General features: G+C 66.3%; 20 protein-coding genes. 14 read left to right on the top strand and 6 right to left on the bottom strand.

Going from position 1 to position 19092, the window contains the following annotated elements:
- The first annotated feature begins 52 nt into the window (after window positions 1-52).
- The 9 genes from JAO74_RS04055 to JAO74_RS04015 all read left to right on the top strand — a co-directional run bounded on the left by JAO74_RS04055 (window position 53) and on the right by JAO74_RS04015 (window position 7084).
- Window positions 53-406 (top strand): hypothetical protein, encoded by a 354-nt coding sequence (locus JAO74_RS04055; RefSeq protein WP_199035432.1) that lies wholly within the window; start codon window positions 53-55, stop codon window positions 404-406.
- Window positions 406-1080, top strand: coding sequence for an orotidine-5'-phosphate decarboxylase (gene pyrF, locus JAO74_RS04050; protein WP_199035430.1), 675 nt, complete (start codon window positions 406-408; stop codon window positions 1078-1080). Before JAO74_RS04055 ends, pyrF begins: the two co-directional genes overlap by 1 nt.
- A 250-nt stretch (window positions 1081-1330) precedes the next feature.
- Window positions 1331-1660, top strand: coding sequence for a hypothetical protein (locus tag JAO74_RS04045; RefSeq protein WP_199035428.1), 330 nt, complete (start codon window positions 1331-1333; stop codon window positions 1658-1660).
- A 47-nt stretch (window positions 1661-1707) separates the two neighbouring features.
- A complete protein-coding gene (locus JAO74_RS04040) occupies window positions 1708-2331 on the top strand; it encodes a phosphoribosylanthranilate isomerase (protein WP_199035426.1) in 624 nt (207 codons plus the stop codon).
- Complete coding sequence (gene trpB / locus JAO74_RS04035; protein ID WP_199035424.1) at window positions 2328-3575, top strand: tryptophan synthase subunit beta; 1248 nt, start codon at window positions 2328-2330, stop codon at window positions 3573-3575. The genes JAO74_RS04040 and trpB overlap by 4 nt, the downstream gene beginning before the upstream one ends.
- A gap of 11 nt (window positions 3576-3586) precedes the next feature.
- Window positions 3587-4402, top strand: a complete 816-nt coding sequence (gene trpA, locus JAO74_RS04030) for a tryptophan synthase subunit alpha (RefSeq protein ID WP_199036060.1) — start codon at window positions 3587-3589, stop codon at window positions 4400-4402.
- Complete coding sequence (gene accD, locus JAO74_RS04025; RefSeq protein WP_199035423.1) at window positions 4399-5259, top strand: acetyl-CoA carboxylase, carboxyltransferase subunit beta; 861 nt, start codon at window positions 4399-4401, stop codon at window positions 5257-5259. Before trpA ends, accD begins: the two co-directional genes overlap by 4 nt.
- Before the next feature lie 34 nt (window positions 5260-5293).
- Window positions 5294-6601, top strand: coding sequence for a bifunctional folylpolyglutamate synthase/dihydrofolate synthase (locus tag JAO74_RS04020; protein ID WP_199035422.1), 1308 nt, complete (start codon window positions 5294-5296; stop codon window positions 6599-6601).
- A gap of 63 nt (window positions 6602-6664) precedes the next feature.
- Window positions 6665-7084, top strand: a complete 420-nt coding sequence (locus tag JAO74_RS04015) for a DUF6628 family protein (RefSeq protein WP_199035421.1) — start codon at window positions 6665-6667, stop codon at window positions 7082-7084.
- An 11-nt stretch (window positions 7085-7095) separates the two neighbouring features.
- On the opposite strand, the gene JAO74_RS04010 is transcribed toward JAO74_RS04015, so the two are convergent.
- Window positions 7096-8424, bottom strand: a complete 1329-nt coding sequence (locus JAO74_RS04010) for an AmpG family muropeptide MFS transporter (RefSeq protein ID WP_199035420.1) — start codon at window positions 8422-8424, stop codon at window positions 7096-7098.
- A gap of 55 nt (window positions 8425-8479) precedes the next feature.
- A complete protein-coding gene (locus JAO74_RS04005) occupies window positions 8480-8911 on the bottom strand; it encodes a response regulator (RefSeq protein ID WP_199036058.1) in 432 nt (143 codons plus the stop codon).
- A 104-nt stretch (window positions 8912-9015) separates the two neighbouring features.
- Here JAO74_RS04005 and JAO74_RS18665 point away from each other — a divergent pair, with 104 nt between their 5' ends.
- Complete coding sequence (locus tag JAO74_RS18665) at window positions 9016-10644, top strand: pseudouridine synthase (protein WP_233150661.1); 1629 nt, start codon at window positions 9016-9018, stop codon at window positions 10642-10644.
- A 1-nt stretch (window position 10645) separates the two neighbouring features.
- Window positions 10646-11182, top strand: a complete 537-nt coding sequence (rsmD, locus tag JAO74_RS03995; protein WP_199035419.1) for a 16S rRNA (guanine(966)-N(2))-methyltransferase RsmD — start codon at window positions 10646-10648, stop codon at window positions 11180-11182.
- Here rsmD and JAO74_RS03990 read toward each other — a convergent pair.
- From JAO74_RS03990 to JAO74_RS03980, 3 genes are all read right to left on the bottom strand, one after another.
- Entirely contained in the window at window positions 11179-12471 is a 1293-nt protein-coding gene (locus JAO74_RS03990; protein WP_199035412.1) for an MFS transporter, read from the bottom strand. The two genes, rsmD and JAO74_RS03990, sit on opposite strands and share 4 nt — an antisense overlap.
- Window positions 12472-12515: 44 nt before the next feature.
- The gene (locus JAO74_RS03985; protein WP_199035410.1) at window positions 12516-12923 is read right to left on the bottom strand and encodes a GFA family protein; all 408 of its coding nucleotides are present in this window, start codon (window positions 12921-12923) and stop codon (window positions 12516-12518) included.
- Between the two features lie 80 nt (window positions 12924-13003).
- Window positions 13004-13330 carry a UrcA family protein gene (locus JAO74_RS03980; RefSeq protein ID WP_199035408.1) on the bottom strand — a complete coding sequence of 109 codons (327 nt, stop codon included), beginning with the start codon at window positions 13328-13330 and terminating at the stop codon, window positions 13004-13006.
- Between the two features lie 184 nt (window positions 13331-13514).
- Between JAO74_RS03980 and JAO74_RS03975 the strand changes: the two genes are divergently transcribed.
- The gene (locus JAO74_RS03975) at window positions 13515-15806 is read left to right on the top strand and encodes an ATP-dependent helicase (RefSeq protein WP_332908727.1); all 2292 of its coding nucleotides are present in this window, start codon (window positions 13515-13517) and stop codon (window positions 15804-15806) included.
- Between the two features lie 18 nt (window positions 15807-15824).
- On the opposite strand, the gene JAO74_RS03970 is transcribed toward JAO74_RS03975, so the two are convergent.
- The gene (locus tag JAO74_RS03970) at window positions 15825-16097 is read right to left on the bottom strand and encodes a hypothetical protein (RefSeq protein WP_056527885.1); all 273 of its coding nucleotides are present in this window, start codon (window positions 16095-16097) and stop codon (window positions 15825-15827) included.
- A 205-nt stretch (window positions 16098-16302) separates the two neighbouring features.
- Between JAO74_RS03970 and JAO74_RS03965 the strand changes: the two genes are divergently transcribed.
- Window positions 16303-16824: a glycine zipper 2TM domain-containing protein gene (locus JAO74_RS03965; protein ID WP_199035393.1), complete on the top strand. Its 522-nt coding sequence runs from the start codon at window positions 16303-16305 to the stop codon at window positions 16822-16824.
- Between the two features lie 162 nt (window positions 16825-16986).
- The gene (locus tag JAO74_RS03960) at window positions 16987-19017 is read left to right on the top strand and encodes a 3-hydroxyacyl-CoA dehydrogenase NAD-binding domain-containing protein (RefSeq protein WP_199035384.1); all 2031 of its coding nucleotides are present in this window, start codon (window positions 16987-16989) and stop codon (window positions 19015-19017) included.
- Window positions 19018-19092 lie beyond the last annotated feature (75 nt).

The raw sequence follows: 19092 nt of genomic DNA, 5'->3' as shown, positions 1-19092 counted from the left end.
GCTGGCCAAGTCGTGCCGTGGTCGCTAGCGATATGGGCGAAGGGAGAACCGCATGCAGTTCCTGAAAATCCTGTTCTGGTGCCTGCTCGCGTTTCTGGCCGCGGCATTCACCATCGGCAACTGGACGGCGGTGCCGATCCGCCTGCCCGGTGGACTGGTGGCTGACGTCAACCTGCCCTTCCTGCTGTTCTTCACGTTTCTGCTCGGACTGCTGCCCACGCTGGGGTGGCAGGCTGCGCGCCGGTGGCGGCTGAACCAGCGGCTGACGACGTGCGAGCGGACGCTGGCGGAAACGCGCGCGCTGCATGCCGCGACCGCGCCGATGTCGCCGGTGTCGCCCGTTGCGCAGCCGTCACCCGGTCTGGCGCCGACGCCGATCGCGCCCGCTGGCAACGGATTGCTCTGATGACCAGCCGCGTCTTCGTCGCGATCGATACGCCCGACCTCACCCGCGCCAAGGCGATGGCCGACCGGGTGCATACCCATGTCGGCGGCCTGAAGCTCGGCCTCGAATTCTTCGCGGCGCATGGCCAGCCCGGGGCTCGTGAGATGGCGGGTTTCGGTCTGCCGATCTTCCTCGACCTGAAATTGCACGACATCCCCAATACCGTGGCCAAGGCGGTGCAGGCGCTTGCGCCGCTGGAGCCGGCGATCCTGACCGTCCATGCATCGGGTGGCCGGGCAATGCTGGAAGACGCCAAGGCAGCCGCACCGTTGGGTACGAAGGTGATCGCGGTCACGATGCTGACCAGTCTCGATGCCGACGATCTGGTGGCTACCGGCGTGCAGGGCAATGCCCATGACCATGTCGTACGGCTCGCCGCCCTGGCGCAGGAGGCAGGGGTCGACGGCATCGTCTGTTCCGGCGCGGAAGTCGCGGCGGCCAAGGCGATCTGGCCCAGGGGGTTCTTCGTCGTGCCCGGCGTACGGCCTGCCGACGGACCGGTGGGCGATCAGAAGCGGGTGGTGACGCCGCGCGCCGCAATGGATGCCGGTGCGTCGATCCTGGTGATTGGCCGCCCGATCACACAGGCCGACGATCCGGACGCTGCCGCGCGGGCGATCGCCGCTACCCTCTAGTCAATCAGGCGGCGGGCTGTCCAGCACGGCCAGACAGTGTTCGAGGAGCGCCGACACAAGTGTGTTGCCCACCGTGTCAGCACAGCGGAGCGCGTGGACGAGCGCCTGTCTTAAAGGATCGGTGGAAGTCGCGCTTAACATAGGTCACATGCCTAAAGCTAATCTGTATCAGATTCAAATATTTGTCGGGAAGATGCATTGTGCCAACCACGAATAGGGCATAATTGCTATCCTTATTTGGAGGATAATAATGGCAAGATACGAAAATGCGCTGGACTTGGCCAAGACACAGGTCGCGCTGCGTGCCTTGCGATACGGCCATTTTCCGTCAGATATATTCGATGAATATGGTTGGGACATGCTGCTCCATCTGTTTATTGCTTCGATCCGGAAACAAACGATCTACAGCGATAATCTCATCAATATGACATCGAAGAACTGGACGGTGGGCGAACGTTGGTTGAAGCATCTGGTGGCCGAGGACATGGTTCACCGCGACCAGGATGTCGTGACGCTGACGCCCAAGTCGCTGGCGCAGATGGAGACGTTCCACGGCGAGGTGCTGGCCGCCGCCGCGTAATCCTGAGCGACGGTTGTCATTATCCGGTCGAAGCGCGAAGAGAGACAATGCTGGTCAAAATCTGCGGTCTGAACACCGCCGCTACTCTCGATGCCGCGCTGGCGGGCGGGGCGAGCCATGTCGGCTTCGTGTTCTTCCCACCCTCGCCCCGGAATCTGGATTTCGACACCGCGGCGCAATTGGCGGCACGGGTGCCGGATCATGTCGCGCGGGTGGGGGTGTTCGTCGATCCGGACGATCTGTTGCTGGAACGAGCGGCGCCGCTACTCGACGTCATCCAGCTACACAAGGCGACGCCGGCCCGTGCGGCGGCTATTCGCGCGAAGCTGGGCAAGAATGTCTGGGCGGCGGTCGCCGTAAAGACGCGCGGTGACCTTGATGCGGCTCCCGGTTTTGTCGGAGCGGTCGATCGGTTGTTGTACGACGCGAAGACGCCCGAGGACGCGGCGCTGCCCGGTGGCATGGGATTGCGATTCGACTGGTCGTTGCTGGCGGGCTTCCGACATCCGCTGCCCTGGGCTTTGTCCGGGGGCCTCGATCCCGACAATGTCGCCGACGCGATCGCCCGTACCCGAACGGCACTGGTCGATGTATCGTCGGGCGTGGAAAGCGCGCCGGGCGTCAAGGATATGGACAAGATCGCCCGGTTCCTTAAGGCCGCCCAGTCATGAACGCATCCCCTCTCCACGCACCCAACTCCTTCCGCGCCCAGCCCGACGACCGTGGTCATTTCGGCCAGTTCGGTGGCCGCTATGTCGCCGAAACGCTGATGCCGCTGATCCTCGATCTCGAGCGCGAATATCGCGCGGCGAAGGCAGACCCGGCGTTTCAGGCGGAGTTCGACGATCTGCTGGAGCATTATGTCGGCCGCCCCAGCCCGCTCTATCACGCGGAACGCCTGTCGGAGGCGCTGCGGACCGGGGTCGATGCGGGCATGGGCGCACAGGTGTGGTTCAAGCGCGACGAGCTGAACCATACCGGCGCGCACAAGATCAACAACTGCATCGGCCAGATCCTGCTGGCCATCCGCATGGGAAAAACGCGGATCATCGCCGAGACGGGGGCGGGTCAGCATGGTGTCGCCACCGCGGCGGTCTGCGCTCGGTTCGGTCTGCCCTGCGTTATCTATATGGGTGCCAAGGACGTCGAGCGGCAACAGCCCAACGTGTTCCGCATGAAGTTGCTGGGTGCCGAGGTGCGGCCGGTCACGTCGGGCGCAAAGACGCTGTCGGATGCGATGAACGAGGGCCTGCGCGACTGGGTCGCGAACGTCCACGACACGTTCTACATCATCGGCACGGCCGCCGGTCCCCACCCCTATCCCGAACTCGTCCGCGATTTCCAGAGCGTGATCGGACGCGAGGCGCGGGCGCAGATGCTGGCGCGGACCGGTCGCCTGCCCGACATGCTCGTCGCCGCGATCGGTGGCGGATCGAACGCGATCGGGCTGTTCCATCCCTTCCTTGACGATGCGTCGGTGGCGATGCTGGGCGTCGAGGCGGCGGGCCATGGTCTGGAGGGCAGCGAACACGCCGCCAGTCTGGCTGGCGGGTTCCCCGGCGTGCTTCACGGCAACAAGACCTATCTGTTGCAGGATCAGGACGGCCAGATCGCCGAGGGCCATTCGATCTCCGCCGGTCTGGATTATCCCGGTATCGGCCCCGAGCATGCGTGGCTGCGTGATATCGGCCGGGTCCAGTATGACAGCGCGACCGACAAGGATGCACTGGACGCGTTCCAGCTGCTGTGCCGGACCGAGGGGATCATCCCCGCGCTGGAGCCGGCCCATGCGATCGCCGCCGTATCGCGCCATGCCCGCACGATGCGTGACGACCAGATCATTCTCGCGAACCTGTGCGGGCGCGGTGACAAGGACATCTTTACCGTCGCGGCGGCGCTGGGAGTCGAGATGTGAGCGAGGGTGCCATCAATCGTCTGGCCGCCGTGTTCGCCAAGGATCGCCCGGCGCTGATCGCCTTCGTCACGGCGGGTGATCCGACACCGGCCGCTACTCCCGCCATTCTAGATGCACTGGTCGCGGGCGGCGCGGACGTGATCGAACTGGGCATGCCGTTCACCGATCCGATGGCGGACGGGCCGGCGATCCAGAATGCGAACATCCGCAGTCTGGCGGCCGGCACCACCACCGCCGACATCCTGTCGATCGCTGCCGGGTTCCGTGCGCGTCATCCGGCGGTGCCGCTGGTGCTGATGGGTTACGCCAATCCGATGCTGCGACGGGGCGCGGACTGGTTCGCCGATGCGCTGGCCGCCGCCGGTGTCGACGGCGTCATCTGCGTCGATATTCCGCCCGAGGAAGACGACGCGCTGGGCCCGCAACTGCGCGCGCATGGCATTGCCCCGATTCGCCTTGCGACGCCGACCACCGATGCCGCGCGCCTGCCGACCGTGCTTGAGGGCGCGGAGGGGTTTCTTTATTATGTCTCCGTCGCGGGCATCACCGGCCTGCAACAGGCGGCGCAGGCGTCGATCGAGGAAGCGGTCGGGCGGCTGAAGGCGGCGACGGACCTGCCGATCGCGGTCGGCTTCGGCATCCGTACCCCCAAACAGGCCGCGGCCGTGGCGCGGGTCGCGGATGCGGTGGTCGTCGGATCGGCGATCGTCGAGGTCGTGGCGGAGCATGGTGCGGATGCGCCGGCGTCCGTCACCGCCTATATCCGTTCCCTTGCCGACGCCGTTGCGTCAGCCCGGAACGATCGTATCGAGGAAACTGGCCGATGAGCTGGCTGAACAACGTCCGCAATGCCCTGGCCTTCAAATCCAAGAAGGACCAGCCGGAAGAGAATCTCTGGCACAAGTGCAAGGGATGCGGCCAGATGGTCTTCACGCGCGAGATGGAGGAGAACCTCTATGTCTGCCCGCGGTGCGAGCATCACGAGCGCATCGGGCCGAAAATCCGTTTTTCGCAAATTCTGGACGAGGGCAGTTGTGCTCAACTGCCCGCGCCCAAGGTGCCGGAAGATCCGTTGAAATTCCGCGATTCTAAGAAATATGTCGATCGGATCAAGGCCGCGCGCACCGCGACGACCGAGACTGACGCGCTGTTGAATGCGCGCGGCACGATCCTGGGGCACCGGGTGGTGATGGGCGTGCAGGATTTCGCCTTCATGGGCGGATCGATGGGTCTGGCGGTGGGCGAGGCGTTCGTTCGCGGCGTAGAGGCGGCGATCGCGGATCGCTGTCCGTACCTGATCTTCACGGCGGCGGGCGGCGCACGGATGCAGGAAGGTATCCTAAGTCTGATGCAGATGCCGCGCAGCACAGTGGCTATCCAGATGCTGCACGATGCCGGCCTGCCCTATATCGTCGTGTTGACCGACCCGACCACGGGCGGCGTCACCGCCAGCTATGCGATGCTGGGCGACGTGCAGATCGCCGAGCCGAACGCGTTGATCGGCTTTGCCGGCCAGCGCGTGATAGAAAGCACGATCCGTGAAAAGCTGCCCGAGGGATTCCAGCGAGCGGAGTATCTGCTCGATCACGGGATGCTGGACATGGTGGTTCATCGAAAGGAACTGCGCGATCGGCTGGCGCAGGTGATCGGTTATCTCTGCGGTAACCGCGCGGCGGCGGCGTAACCGGCAAACCATAGGATACGGGCGAGGAACCATCATGCCCGATCATGCCATTTCTTCGCATGCCGCCGTCCAGCATCAGCTTGATCGGCTGGCGATGCTGTCCCCCGGCGCGGATGTGCTGGGACTGGAGCGGATCGCCGCCCTGCTGGCGCGACTGGGCGATCCGCATCTGTCGATGCCGCCGGTGTTCCATGTCGCCGGGACGAACGGCAAGGGATCGACCTGCGCATTCCTGCGCGCGGCGATCGAGGCGGCGGGGTTGTCCGTCCACGTCTATTCCAGCCCGCATCTGGTTCGGTTCAACGAACGTATCAGGGTTGCCGGCCGGCTGATCGATGATGAGGCGTTGGCCGACCTGCTGGCCGAGGTGCTGGATATCGCGGAGGATATCCGTCCGAGCTTTTTCGAGGTGACGACGGCCGCCGCATTCCTGGCGTTTGCCCGAACCCCGGCGGCGGCGACCATCGTCGAGGTTGGATTGGGCGGGCGGCTGGACGCCACCAACGTCATCGTCGCGCCGGCCGTCACCGGCATTGCGGCGTTGGGGGTGGATCACGAATCCTTTTTGGGTCGCGGTGCGGTGACGATCGCCGGGGAAAAGGCGGGCATTGCCAAGGCGGGGGTTCCGCTCGTCACGATGAACTATCCGCGAGGCTCAGCGGATCGCATCGCGCAGGTGGCCGCTGTCGCGCGCGCGACGGTGCTGGCGCGGGGGCGTGAATGGCATAGCGAAACGGCTCGGACCACGATGCGCTATGCCGATCCGGGATTTTCGGTCGTCACGCACCGCCCCCGCCTGATCGGCGCGCATCAGTCGCGCAATCTGGCACTGGCGATCGCGATGCTGCGCCATCAGGGAGCGCTGGCGGTGCCGGAGGCGGCGTATCGCGCGGCGGCGGATTGGGCGCAGTGGCCCGCGCGGATGCAGCGATTGTCGCCGGGGCCGCTGACCACATTGTTGCCGGATGGGAGCGAGTTGTGGCTGGACGGGGCGCATAACCCCTCCGCCGCCGCGCCGGTGGCGCGGGCGCTGCGCGGGATCGCGCGGGGGCGGCCGGTGACGCTGGTGCTGGGGATGCTGGCGAACAAGGATGCGCCGGCGGTGTTGCGGCTGCTGTCGTCATCGGTCGGCCGCGTGGTGGCCGTGCCGGTGCCGGGGCATGAGCATCACGATCCGGCGGCGTTGGCCGGACTGGCGCATGAACTCCGGCTGGAGGCGACGATGGCCGATTCGGTCGAGGCTGCCCTGGCCTGCGTCGAAACGGCCGGTATCGTGCTGATCGCCGGGTCGCTTTATCTGGCTGGCTCGGCACTCGCCGCCAATGAGGAACTACCGACATAGTTGCTATTGACTTGCAATAACGAACGCGCGAGGCTTGGTTTCGACCCGAGCGGAGACGCCCCGATGACGACCGATACCACCACCCTGTTGCCTCATGCGCTGCCTACGTGCGTCAATGCGCGGATCGCGTTGTTTGCGATGCGGCGGATGGGGGCGCATGGTCTGGCCGATGCCCGCGCGGCGCATGCTTTTTTCACGGCGTTCGGACAGGGCTTTCGTCGGCCGCTGGTGCTGATGCGGGTGCTGATGGCAGAACTTGCGTCGACCGCGGCGGGTACGATCGCGATCGCGCCCTGCTGCTGCGCGCGCATGACCCCGGCGGAGGCGGCGCTGGTATCGATTTTGGGGCGGATCGAGATGGCGCCGGAAAAGGCGCGGCTGCTCACCACCGATCTGCTCGGGGTCCGGCGGGTCGAGAACGTGCTGATGGCCGCCGCCGCCGTTACCGCCGCCTTTGCCGATGAGGGGCGTCCCGTCAGCTGAGACCGGGCAGCTTACGGGACATCGCGGGCATCGCCCTCACCCGTGATGCCCGCGCTGCCGATCGATTGATCGACCAGGCCGGTCCGGCTCATCCACCAGAACAGGACGACGCCGGGCAGGGCCAACAGCGTCGTCGACAGATAGAAATCGACATAGCCGAACCGCTCGATCAACGCGCCCGCGGTGGTGCCGGTGACGATCCGGCCGACGATGCTGGCGGCGGCGGAGATCAGCGCGAACTGTGCGGCGGTGAAGCGAAGGTCGCACAGGGCGGAGAAATACGCGATGACGACGACGCCGCCATATCCGCTCGCCGCGTTCTCGAACCCGATCGCGGCGGCCATGCCGATGTTGGAATGCCCGGCCGCGGCCAGTCCGGCGAAGGACAGGTTGGATACCGCCATCAGAACGAGCGCGAGCAGCACCGACCGCTTCATCCCCATCCGCGCGTAGAGTATGCCGCCGACGAAGATGCCGACCAGATAGGCGATGAAGCCGACGCCGACGTCGTAGAAGGCGATCTCGTCGCCGGTGAAGCCCAGATCGTCGAACAGCAGCCGCAACGTCAGGTTGGCCAGCGTGTCGCCGATCTTGTGGATCAGGATGAACAGCAGCACCAGCAGCGCGCCGTCGCGCGCGAAGAACTGCACGAACGGTCCCCAGATCGCCTTCAGCCCCTCGGCGAAGCCGCGCTGAACGACGGGATCACGCCGCCGGACTGGCTCACCCAATACCAGTCCCGCCACCATCGCCGGCAAGGCGAAGGCGGCGCAGGCCAGATAGGCGGCGCTCCATCCGTGCCGTTCCGCGACCACCAGCGCCAGCGCACCTGCGCCCGCCGATCCGATCCGCCAGCCATATTGGCTCATGCCCGAACCGACGCCCAACTGACGCGGCGCCAGTATCTCGATCCGGTAGGCGTCGATGACGATGTCGAATGTGGCGCCCGCCGCGCCGACCAGGATCGCCGCCGTCGCGGTCGCGCCGATACTGGCGGACGGATCGACGAGCGCCAGATTGGCGACCGCCGCGATCACCAGCAGGCCGGTCACGATCAGCCACGAGACACGCTGGCCCAATCGGCCGATCAGCGGCAGGCGGACGCCATCGACGACCCACGCCCATAGCCATTTCAGGTTATAGACGAGGAAGGCGAGGCTGAACGCGGTGACGGTCTTCTTGTCGATGCCGCTGGCGGCCAGTCGCGTGGTCAGCGTCGCGCCGATCATCGCATAAGGAAAACCCGACGAGATACCGAGCGCCAGCGCGGCAAGCGGCTGCCGCTCGAAATACGGCGCCACGCCGTCCCGCCACCGTCCCTGCGTCACCGTATCGCCCATGCCCGCTCCTTATGAGAGCGAGCGACCATAGCGACCATCGCGATGGAGGGAAGCGTTACGCGGCGGGCGCGAACAACCGGAAACCGGGCGGCAGGCGCTTCGGTGGCTTGCCTTGCAATCCCTCCTCGATTGCGACGATCGCGGACAGCAGGTCGCGCTGGTTATAAGGTTTTGACAGGCAGCCGGCAGCCAGTTCCGCCGCCTCGGGCGGCAGGGAGCCAGTCACGAACATCACGGGAATATCGCGCTGCCGTGCAGCGCGGGCGACGTCCAGCCCCGATCCATCGGCCAGATTGATGTCGACCAGAATAAGGTCGATCGCCTGCCCGTCGGACAGGATATCGATGGCGTCCGCCACCCGGTCGACCGTGGCGACCACTTCATACTTCGCCTCCGACAACACATGTTCGTTGTCGAACGCCACCAGTGGTTCGTCCTCGACGACCAGCAATCGGACGATGTGCCGCTTCTTCTTACCGAACAGCATGGCGCCCCGCCCCTTGTTACGCTTGCGTGTCATAACGCGCCCCGACCCTATCGGGCGCAAAGATTTTTTCGCCTGATCGCGTCAGAGCATGTATTCGGCCGGTCATGAATGACTCCGAGCCCCGTACGGGCGATCGCATCGCCAAACTTCTCGCTCGCGCCGGCATCGCGTCGCGCCGGGAGGTCGAACGCATGATCGCGGAAGGCCGCATCGCGCTGGATGGTGTCGCGCTCGACACCCCGGCCACGGTGCTGACATCGCTGAACGGCATCACGGTCGATGGCCACCCGGTCGCGGCGCCCGAGGCGGCACGGCTGTTCCTGTATCATAAACCGACCGGCCTGCTCGTCACCGAGCGTGATCCGGCCGGTCGCCCGACGATCTATGATCGCCTGCCCACCGATCTACCGCGCACGGTGCCCGTGGGGCGGCTCGATCTTGGCACGGAAGGGTTGTTGCTGTTGACGACCGACGGCGGATTGAAACGCCAGCTGGAACTGCCCGCCACCGGGGTCGAGCGTACCTATCGCGCCCGTGCCTATGGCGATGTGACGCAGGCGATGCTGGAGGACCTGATCGAGGGGATCGAAATCGAGGGTATCCGGTACGGCCCGATCGACGCCAATCTGGAACGCCGCACCGGCGCCAATGTTTGGATCGAACTGACGTTGTCGGAGGGCAAGAACCGTGAGGTCCGCCGGGTGCTGGAGCATCTGGGGCTACAGGTCGGGCGCCTGATCCGGACGCGCTACGGGCCGTTCGTGCTGGGCGACCTGCCGCCGGGTGAGGTCGGCGAGGTGAAGCAACATGATTTGGTCGCGTTCACCAAGACGCTGGCCGGACCACGGCGTGCGAAGGGAGCGGACCTGCAATCGCTCGTCACCGTCGAGCCGCGGAGCAAGGTTGCAAAGCCTGCCCCGGCGGCACCGGTTGCCGCGCCGGTGGAGCGGCCGGCCGCCGAGGCGCGACCGGCTCGTGCGCCGGTACGCGCGGCCCCTGCCCGCGCCGCTGCCGCCAAGCCCAACAGTGGCTGGGGCAGCCGTACCCGGCCCAGTCGTCCCGGCGATACGGGTGAAGCGCGGCCGGCGACCGGCCGTTTCCAGCTGTCCGACGCGGGCGCGCGTGGCGGACGATCGGACCGGCAGCCGCGTGATCGCTCCGGCAGCGAGCAACGTCCGCAGCGATATGATGCCGGCGATCGGCCGCGTTCGGCCGCGCCGCGCGAGGGGCGTCCCGCCGCCGTGCCGCGCGATGGCAGCGAACGCCCGCGCTCGTTCGCGCCGCGCAGCGACCGTCCTGCCGCGCCGTATCGTGATCGGTCGGAAGCGGTGGATCGGCCGCGCACGCAATATCCGCGCGAAGGCCGTCCGGCCACCGGGCAGCGGCGTGACGGCTCGGAAGCGAGCGATCGCCCCCGGTCGTTCGCGCCGCGCGGGGATCGGCCGACGGGCAATTTTCGGGATCGGCCGGAGCGGGGTGATCGTCCCCGCAGCCAGTCACCACGTACCGAAGCAGGCGACCGGCCGCGTGCACCGACATTCCGGAGCGACCGCCCTGCCCGCACTGGCGATGATCGGCCACGCACCGCGACGTCGGGGACGTTGAGCGCGAACCGTGGCGGCGGCAAGGGGCCGGCGGGTGGTCGTGGCCATCCGCCGCGTGCGGTGAAACCGTCGCGCAAGGGTCCACCGTCCGGCGCGCCCAAGGGATCGCCGCCGCGGGGCAAGCGCTGAGATGCGGGTCATTGCCGGCCAATGGCGGGGTCGCCCCCTCGTCGCGCCCAAGGGCGATGCCACCCGCCCCACCGCGGATCGGACGCGCGAGGCGCTGTTCTCGATGCTCGCCAGCCGTCTCGGCAGTTTCGAGGGGCTGGCCGTTGGCGACCTGTTCGCGGGTTCGGGGGCGCTGGGGATCGAGGCCCTGTCGCGGGGGGCCGCCACTTGCCTGTTCGTGGAGCAGGACCGAGCCGCCCTCGACGCGTTGAAGGCCAATCTGGCGAAACTCGGCACGCGTGGCGACGTTCGGGCGACATCGGTGATGGCGCTGGGGCCGGCACCCGCGCCGCTCGACCTCATCATGATGGACCCGCCCTATGGCACCGGAGCGGGTAGCGTGGCGCTCGACAAGCTGGGACGGCTTGGGTGGATCGGGCCGGCGACATGGGTCAGCATCGAAACCTCGAAGCCGGAGGAGATCGCCCTGCCCGACTTCGTCGTCGATGCCACACGCGTCCATGGCAAGGCGCGATTGACCCTGTTGCGGCGCGGTTAGAGGACTGCGTCGACCGGCACGGCGGGGGTCGTGCGGGGCCGGATCATCACGAGGGCGATCAGGCTCAACGCCGCCGCACCGCTGAGATACAGGCCCACGGCCGCCAGCCCGCGCTCCATCGCCAACCCTTGCGCGACCAATGGCGTCAGCCCGCCGCCGATCACGCCGGCGACGTTGAATGCCATCGACGCGCCGGTGTAGCGGACGCGGGCCGGGAACAGTCCGGGCAGCCACGCGCCGAGGGGGCCATAGACGAACCCCATCGCAAACAGGGTGAGCGACAGGAACGCGAAAGCACCGGCGGCCGATCCGTTCATCAGCGGGGCGATGGTGAAGCCGACCAGAATGGTGGCGACGCAGCCGCCCGCCAGCACGCGCCGCTCGTCCCAACGATTGTCCGCCAGCCAGGCCGCGAGATAGATGCCGATCGCCATGAACAGGATCGCGCCCAGCTGCATCAACAGGAACTGCTGCATCGTGAAGCCGAGCGTCTTGGTGCCGTATCCCAACAAGAACGCGGTGCCGACATAATAGGCGGCGAAACAGGCGATCGCGCCGACCGTCCCCGCCAGTGTCGCGCCGAGGTGCTGGCCGAGCAGTTCGGCGATCGGCACCGCCGGCGGGGGCGCCTCCTCCAGCGACGCCGCGAACTCCGGCGTTTCCGTCAGCTTCAGGCGAATCCACAGGCCCAGCGCCACCAGTATCGCGCTGATCGCGAACGGGATGCGCCAGCCCCAGTCACGAAACTCCGCCGGCGACAGCCACAGGCCGAGCAGCAGGAACAGGCCATTGGCGGCGATGAAACCGGCCGGGGCACCCAATTGCGGCGCGCTGCCATAGCGGGCGCGCCAGCCGGGCGGGGCATGCTCCACCGCAAGCAGGGCCGCCCCGCCCCACTCACCCCCAAGGCCAAAGCCCTGACCGAACCGCAGGAAGCAGAGCGCCACCGGGGCCACCCAACCGGCCGTGGCATAGGTCGGCAGCACTGCAACCAGCGTCGTCGATACACCCATCGTCAGCAGCGAGGCGACCAGGGTCGATTTGCGGCCGATCCGGTCGCCGAAATGGCCGAACACCAGACTACCGACGGGCCGCGCGAAGAAGGCCACGGCGAGAGTGGCGAAGGCGGCCAGTTGCTGCGCGCCGGGTGCGCCGAGGGGAAAGAAAAGCTCGCCGAACACCAGCGCGGCGGCGGTGGCGTAGACGTAGAAATCGTAGAACTCGATCGTGGTGCCGACGAAACTGGCGAGCAGCACGCGGGCATGGGAAGGATGCGGTCGATCGGTCATGCGCTTCCTTCACGTCCGCGCCGGACGCGGTCAAGCCGCTGCGATCAATCCATGCCGGGATAGGTGGCGAAGCGGGGCAGCGCGTCGACCTCGTCCATCCACGCGACACGATCCTTGACCATGATCTGGGCGCCGGGTGGATTGCCGGTATAATCGTCGAGCGTGCCGGACTGGATATCGACGATGCCCGGCAGATAGACAGGGTTGCGATAGAACAGGCCGGTCCCGCATGTGGCGCAGAATTGCCGCGTCGCGTCCGCCGAGGACGCATAGGTCGCGGGCGTGCCGGTCACCGTCACCTGATCCTCGGTAAAGGCGATCCAGCCCACCATCGGTGCGCCCGACCAGCGGCGGCAATCGGTGCAATGACACAGCGCGTGATGTTGCGGTTCACCGGTGGCGGTGTAGCGGATCGCGCCGCAATGGCAGGCGCCGGTGCGAGTCTGGGTCATGGCGACAGACTGGCAAACGGCTCGCGCAAGTCAACCGTGGCACCAGGGCGATGCCATAGCGCCACGATCGACATGATGGATCAGCGGGCGGCGACCTGTACGGCGCCACGACGCTCGATCGCGGCAAGCTGACCGTCGCCGTCGGCCAGCATCTCATGGTAGCAACGATCCGCATCCGTCATCGCGGCGCCGCGCATCGATCCTATGCCGCAGGCGCGACGGGCGGCGCGGGCGATACGTTGTGCCAGACGGACGCGGTCGCCGGCTTTGGCGAGATCGAGATCGGCGTGCGAGACGTTGACGGTCACGGGGACGCGATCGGTACGATCGGCGGCCGATACGGTGGCGGCGGAAAGCACGCACGCAGCAAGGGCCGCCGCCGTGGCGACGTTACGGATGATGGTCATGATAGCTCCTGTGGGTTGGCGCCCGGCTGTACCGGTGCGTTGATGGCCCACGCACACCCGTTCGGGCCTCGTCGGCTGATGCTGCGCTAACCCCGTTTCGTTACGCAGGCGCGACGGTCAGGTGTCGCTTCGATGACGTGGACCGCGCTTGTCTGGGCGGCGTTCGTTCCCTACCTGTTCGATGGTGAACCAGTCCGCCATACCCTCGACCATCGACGAACCACCCTATCTGCGTGGGCTGAACCCGCCCCAGCGCGAGGCGGTGTTGACGACCGACGGTCCCGTTCTGATGCTGGCCGGGGCCGGCACCGGCAAGACGGCGGCGCTGACCGCGCGGCTGGCGCATCTGCTGTACACGCGCAAGGCGTGGCCGAGCGAGATCCTGGCCGTGACCTTCACCAACAGAGCAGCGCGCGAGATGCGGGAGCGGGTCGGCCGGCTGGTGGGCGATGCGGTGGAGGGGATGCCGTGGCTCGGCACCTTTCACGCGATCGGTGCCAAGATGCTGCGCCGGCATGCCGAACTGGTCGGCCTGCAATCCAACTTCACCATATTGGATACCGACGATCAGCTCCGCCTGTTGAAGCAGCTCGTCGTGGCGGCCGATCTGGACGAGAAGCGGTTTCCACCCAAGCAACTGGGTGGCCTGATCGACGAGTGGAAGAACAAGGGGCTCACCCCCCGCGATATCGATGCCGGCGAGTCCGAGCGTTATGCCAATGGCCGTGGTGGCGAACTGTACGCGCAGTATCAGGCGCGGCTGCGGGCGGTGAACGCGTGCGATTTCGGTGACCTGTTGCTGCACATGCTGGTGATCCTGAAGACGCACCGCGACGTGCTGGAGCAGTATCAGCAGCGTTTCCGCTATATCATGGTGGACGAGTATCAGGACACCAACAGCGTCCAGTATCTGTGGCTAAGGCTGCTCGCGCAGGAGCGGCGGAACATCGCCTGTGTCGGTGACGACGACCAGTCGATCTATTCATGGCGCGGTGCGCAGGTGGAGAACATCCTGCGGTTCGAGAAGGATTTTCCCGGCGCGACCGTGATCCGTCTCGAACAGAATTACCGCTCGACCCCCCATATTCTGGGCGCGGCGGGTGGTGTGATCGCGCATAACAGCGGCCGGCTCGGCAAGCAGTTGTGGACCGAGCTGGACGCGGGTGAGAAGGTCCGTGTGCTCGGCGTCTGGGATGGTCCCGAGGAAGCGCGCCGGGTGGGCGACGAGATCGAAGCGGCACGGCGGAACGGCACGACGCTGGACGATATCGCGATCCTGGTCCGCGCATCGCACCAGACCCGCGAGTTCGAGGACCGGTTCATCTCGATCGGGATGCCGTATCGGATCGTCGGTGGTTTCCGCTTTTACGAGCGCGCCGAAATCCGGGATGCGCTGGCGTATCTGAGGATCGTCAACCAGCCGGCGGACGATCTGGCGTTCGAACGTATCGTCAACGTCCCCAAGCGTGGACTGGGCGACAAGGCGCTGGCGCGTATCCATCAACTGGCGCGGGCGGAGGCTTTGCCGCTGACCACGGCGTCGGCCCGTATTCTCGATACCGATGAACTGACCGCGCAGGCGCGGCGGTCCTTGGGGCGGCTGATCGGCGATATCGCCCGTTGGCGCGACATGGCGCAGACCCTGCCCCACCCCGAACTGGCCCGGCAACTGCTGGACGAGAGCGGCTATACGGCGATGTATCAGGCGGAGAAATCAGTCGAGGCGGCGGGCCGGCTGGAGAACCTGACCGAACTCGTGCGGGCGATGGAGGAATATGAGTCGCTGGGCGCGTTCCTCGAACATGTGTCGCTGGTCATGGATAACGAGGGCGGCCGTAACGATCCGCAGGTAACGATCATGACGATCCACGCGGCGAAGGGTCTGGAGTTCGACACCGTCTTCCTCGCCGGTTGGGAGGAAGGGCTGTTCCCCTCACAACGATCGCTGGACGAGGGCGGGACAAAGAGCCTGGAAGAGGAACGGCGGCTAGCCTATGTCGCCATCACGCGGGCGCGGCGGCGGGCATTCATCCTGCATGCCGCCAATCGGCGCATCTATGGCCAGTGGACGTCGAGCATCCCCAGCCGCTTCGTCGGCGAGCTGCCGCCCGAGCATATCGATACCGAAACCAGCATGAGCGGCGGCGAAAGCCTGTGGCGGGCCAACTGGTCGGAACGCGCCGATCCGTTCGCCGATGTCGCGCGCGGCACCGGGCGGGGGCCGGGATGGCAACGTGCCGCCGGGCAGATGGGCGGGTCCAGCTTCACGACCGCCCCCAAACGAATCGTCGAAAGCCGGGCCAGCGCGGTCAGCCTCGGCAACAAGGGGCGCGGTGACCTGTCAGTCGGGCAGCGCGTGTTCCACCAGAAGTTCGGCTATGGCGCGATCGCCGAGATCGAGGGCAACAAGCTGGAGATCGATTTCGAGAATGCGGGACGCAAGCGGGTGATGGATACGTTCGTGACCCTGAACTGAGTCACGCCGACGTCCGACCTATTCGGTCGGTGTCGGCCGGACGATCCGGTCGCGGCAGATCTGGCGCAGCTGACGGCGGATCGTGGGGCCGGACAGATGGGCGTTGACCGAGGCGTAGCGCTCCTGTTCCAGCTGACGCCGGATATCGTCCAGCGTCGTGCATGGTCCCTGCCGCGCCAGTTGATAGGCGCGCTCCACCGTCGACTGGGCGCGGACCGGGGCATCCGATGCGCTGTCAAAGGGCGATGCTTCCTGCATCATCTGGCTGGTGGAGGCGTGGTCCACGTCCATCGGACGATCCTTCTACGCGTAAGCGGCGGCCTCTGTCGGGTATCCGTCATCACAAGCATGCCTACGGGGTCGGTCAAGTGATATGCCGTCCTAGCACACGGCGTGACGCAACGCCGCATGCTTTCGATGGGGCCGTTCAGGAACGATCGGGGCTGCTGGCGGTATCAGCATCCATGCCCGATTCGCGGGCTGGAGGACCAGTGACATGCTTTCCCGTCTTCTCACGATCGGTCTCGTCGTCGCCACCGTTGCCGGGTCGCCCGCCCTGGCCCAGAGCAACGCGCAGGAAGCCCGGTTCCGTGCCGCGCAGGAGCGGTTCGATCGCGAGTATCAGCTCTATCGACAGGAGGTGGACCGGTATCAGGAAGTTCGCGACGATCGACGGACACGCGACGACGGTCCCTATCGTCAGGCACCCGATCGGTACGAGAACGGCTATGACGACACCGCCGTCTATGACCCGGCGCGCGATTATCGCACCGGCGGCCAGTACCGCGAGCGCGTGCTGTCCACCGACGAGCGGGTCTATGCCGGTTATGACGGGCGTTATTACTGCCGTCGGTCCGATGGCACGACGGGCCTGATCGTTGGGGGCGCGGCGGGTGGCCTGCTCGGCAACGTCATCGATGGCGGACGGAGCCGCACGGTGGGCACCTTGCTCGGCGCGGCGGCTGGTGCATTGGCCGGTCGTGCGGTCGAGCAGAACCAGCAGGTTCGTTGCCGCTAGGGAAGCCAGCGACGGATGATAAGTTGAATGTCGGGTCTGCCGCACAAAGCGCGCGGCAGACCAATTGCTGTTGATTTTGTCTCGTTGCGCGGCGATAGACGGAACGTTCTTAGAAGCAGGGGTACGGGGCAGCGATCCCGCCCGACCGTTCAGGAGACGACCATGACTTCGCCGATCCGTACCGAGCGCCATGACGATGTGCTGGTCATCATTTCGGACAATCCCCCCGTCAACGCGCTGAGCGCGGCGGTGCGTCAGGGGATCGATGCGGCGATCAAGGAAGGTGTCGCCGACGCCTCGATCGAGGCGATGGTCATCCGGTGCGACGGCCGCACGTTCTTTGCCGGCGCGGATATCACCGAATTCACCAAGCCCCCGGTCGAGCCTTTGCTCCCGACCGTGGTGGATATCATCGAAGCGTCGTCGAAACCCGTCGTCGCCGCCATCCACGGCACCGCGCTGGGCGGTGGGTGCGAAGTCGCGCTGGGGTGCCATTACCGGATCGCAGTACCTTCGGCCAAGATCGGTACGCCGGAAGTGAAGCTTGGCCTGCTGCCCGGTGCGGGCGGAACGCAGCGGTTGCCGCGGATCGCGGGCGTGAAACTGGCGCTGGAACTGACGGCCAAGGGTGATCCGATCCCCGCAAGGAAGGCGCTGGAAGCCGGCTTGATCGATGGTCTCGCCGGAGAAGACAGTCTGGCCGACGACGCGATCGCTTTCGCGCGTGAGATCAAGGCGAACCGACCGATACCTCGCGCCAGCGAGAAGGAAGCGAAAGCCGATCCCGAGGCCGTCGAGGCGTTCAAAAAGGAAAATGCCCGCCGCTTCCGTGGCTTCGATGCGCCGGCTGCCAATATCGCCTGCGTCGAAAAGGCCGCCTCCGGGGCGAGCTTTGCCGAGGGCATCGCGTTCGAGCGGCAGGAATTCATGCGCCTGATGATGGGCGTTCAATCCGCCGCTCAGCGTCACATCTTCTTTGCCGAACGTCAGGCGTCGAAGATCGACGACGTCCCTGCCGACACCAAGTTGCGCGACATCAAGCGCGTCGGCGTGATCGGCGCCGGCACGATGGGCGGCGGCATATCGATGAACTTCCTGTCCGCCGGCATTCCGGTGACGATCGTCGAGATGCAGGCCGAGGCGCTGGAGCGCGGCACCGGTACGATCCGCAAGAATTACGAGGCGACCGCCGCGAAGGGCCGGATGAAACCGGAGCAGGTCGAACAGGCGATGGGCGCGCTGAACCCGACGCTCAACTTCGATGACCTGCGCGATTGCGACCTCATCATCGAGGCAGTGTATGAGGAAATGAGCGTGAAGAAGGACATCTTCACGCGGCTGGATGCAATCGCCAAGCCCGGCGCCATCCTGGCCTCGAACACCAGCTATCTCGATATCGACGAGATCGCCGCCGTGACCGCCCGCCCGCAGGATGTGGTCGGCATGCATTTCTTCTCGCCCGCCAACGTCATGAAGCTGCTGGAGGTCGTGCGCGGCGAGAAGACGGCGGGCGACGTGCTGGCGACCGTCATGGCGCTGGCGAAGAAGATCAGGAAGGTCGCCGTCGTCGCCGGCGTCACCTATGGCTTCATCGGCAACCGCATGCTGATGCCGCGCCAGGTCGAGGCGACGAAGCTGTTGCTGGAAGGTGCCACGCCGGAACAGATCGACCGCGTGCATGTCGCGTTCGGCATGCCGATGGGGCCGTTCCAGATGGCCGATCTCGCCGGTGTCGATATCGGCTGGCACCGCGATCCGACCCGGATCGAGAACATCCGCGACGCCCTCGCCGCCGAGAACCGCTGGGGTCAGAAGACGAAGGCCGGCTTCTACGATTACGACGAGAAGCGCACGCCGTCGAACAGCGCCCGCGTCGCCGAGATCATCGAGGATTTTCGCAAGCGCGAAGGCGTCACGCCACGGGAGATCACCGACGAGGAGATCGTCGCCCGCACGCTCTACACGATGGTCAATGAGGGTGCGCTGATTCTGGAAGAGGGCAAGGCACAGCGCGCGTCCGACATCGATGTCGTCTGGATCTATGGCTATGGCTGGCCGGTCTATCGCGGCGGCCCGATGTTCTGGGCGCAGACCGAGGGACTGGGCAAGGTCGTCGCCGGACTGGAAAGCCACGGCTTCACCGTCGCGTCGTCGCTGAAGCAAGCCGCCGCCAGCGGAGGCCGGATCAAGTAACGCGCAGCCATCATCCCGGCTTCTGCCGGGACCTCCCCCGAAGAAGCGAAACGACCGCCATGGGGACTGGACGAG

The sequence above is a fragment of the Sphingomonas mollis genome (assembly GCF_016427505.1).
Lineage (GTDB): Bacteria > Pseudomonadota > Alphaproteobacteria > Sphingomonadales > Sphingomonadaceae > Sphingomonas > Sphingomonas mollis.
The sequence above is the reverse complement of the archived record's forward strand: the minus strand, read 5'-3'. Positions and strand labels throughout refer to the sequence as shown.

Coding starts and splice junctions, on each gene's coding strand:
- JAO74_RS04055 (WP_199035432.1), top strand. CDS start 53: ATGCAGTTCCTGAAAATCCTGTTCTGGTGCCTGCTCGCGTTTCTGGCC.
- pyrF (WP_199035430.1), top strand. CDS start 406: ATGACCAGCCGCGTCTTCGTCGCGATCGATACGCCCGACCTCACCCGC.
- JAO74_RS04045 (WP_199035428.1), top strand. CDS start 1,331: ATGGCAAGATACGAAAATGCGCTGGACTTGGCCAAGACACAGGTCGCG.
- JAO74_RS04040 (WP_199035426.1), top strand. CDS start 1,708: ATGCTGGTCAAAATCTGCGGTCTGAACACCGCCGCTACTCTCGATGCC.
- trpB (WP_199035424.1), top strand. CDS start 2,328: ATGAACGCATCCCCTCTCCACGCACCCAACTCCTTCCGCGCCCAGCCC.
- accD (WP_199035423.1), top strand. CDS start 4,399: ATGAGCTGGCTGAACAACGTCCGCAATGCCCTGGCCTTCAAATCCAAG.
- JAO74_RS04020 (WP_199035422.1), top strand. CDS start 5,294: ATGCCCGATCATGCCATTTCTTCGCATGCCGCCGTCCAGCATCAGCTT.
- JAO74_RS04015 (WP_199035421.1), top strand. CDS start 6,665: ATGACGACCGATACCACCACCCTGTTGCCTCATGCGCTGCCTACGTGC.
- JAO74_RS04010 (WP_199035420.1), bottom strand. CDS start 8,424: ATGGGCGATACGGTGACGCAGGGACGGTGGCGGGACGGCGTGGCGCCG.
- JAO74_RS04005 (WP_199036058.1), bottom strand. CDS start 8,911: ATGCTGTTCGGTAAGAAGAAGCGGCACATCGTCCGATTGCTGGTCGTC.
- JAO74_RS18665 (WP_233150661.1), top strand. CDS start 9,016: ATGAATGACTCCGAGCCCCGTACGGGCGATCGCATCGCCAAACTTCTC.
- rsmD (WP_199035419.1), top strand. CDS start 10,646: ATGCGGGTCATTGCCGGCCAATGGCGGGGTCGCCCCCTCGTCGCGCCC.
- JAO74_RS03990 (WP_199035412.1), bottom strand. CDS start 12,471: ATGACCGATCGACCGCATCCTTCCCATGCCCGCGTGCTGCTCGCCAGT.
- JAO74_RS03985 (WP_199035410.1), bottom strand. CDS start 12,923: ATGACCCAGACTCGCACCGGCGCCTGCCATTGCGGCGCGATCCGCTAC.
- JAO74_RS03980 (WP_199035408.1), bottom strand. CDS start 13,330: ATGACCATCATCCGTAACGTCGCCACGGCGGCGGCCCTTGCTGCGTGC.
- JAO74_RS03970 (WP_056527885.1), bottom strand. CDS start 16,097: ATGGACGTGGACCACGCCTCCACCAGCCAGATGATGCAGGAAGCATCG.
- JAO74_RS03965 (WP_199035393.1), top strand. CDS start 16,303: ATGCTTTCCCGTCTTCTCACGATCGGTCTCGTCGTCGCCACCGTTGCC.
- JAO74_RS03960 (WP_199035384.1), top strand. CDS start 16,987: ATGACTTCGCCGATCCGTACCGAGCGCCATGACGATGTGCTGGTCATC.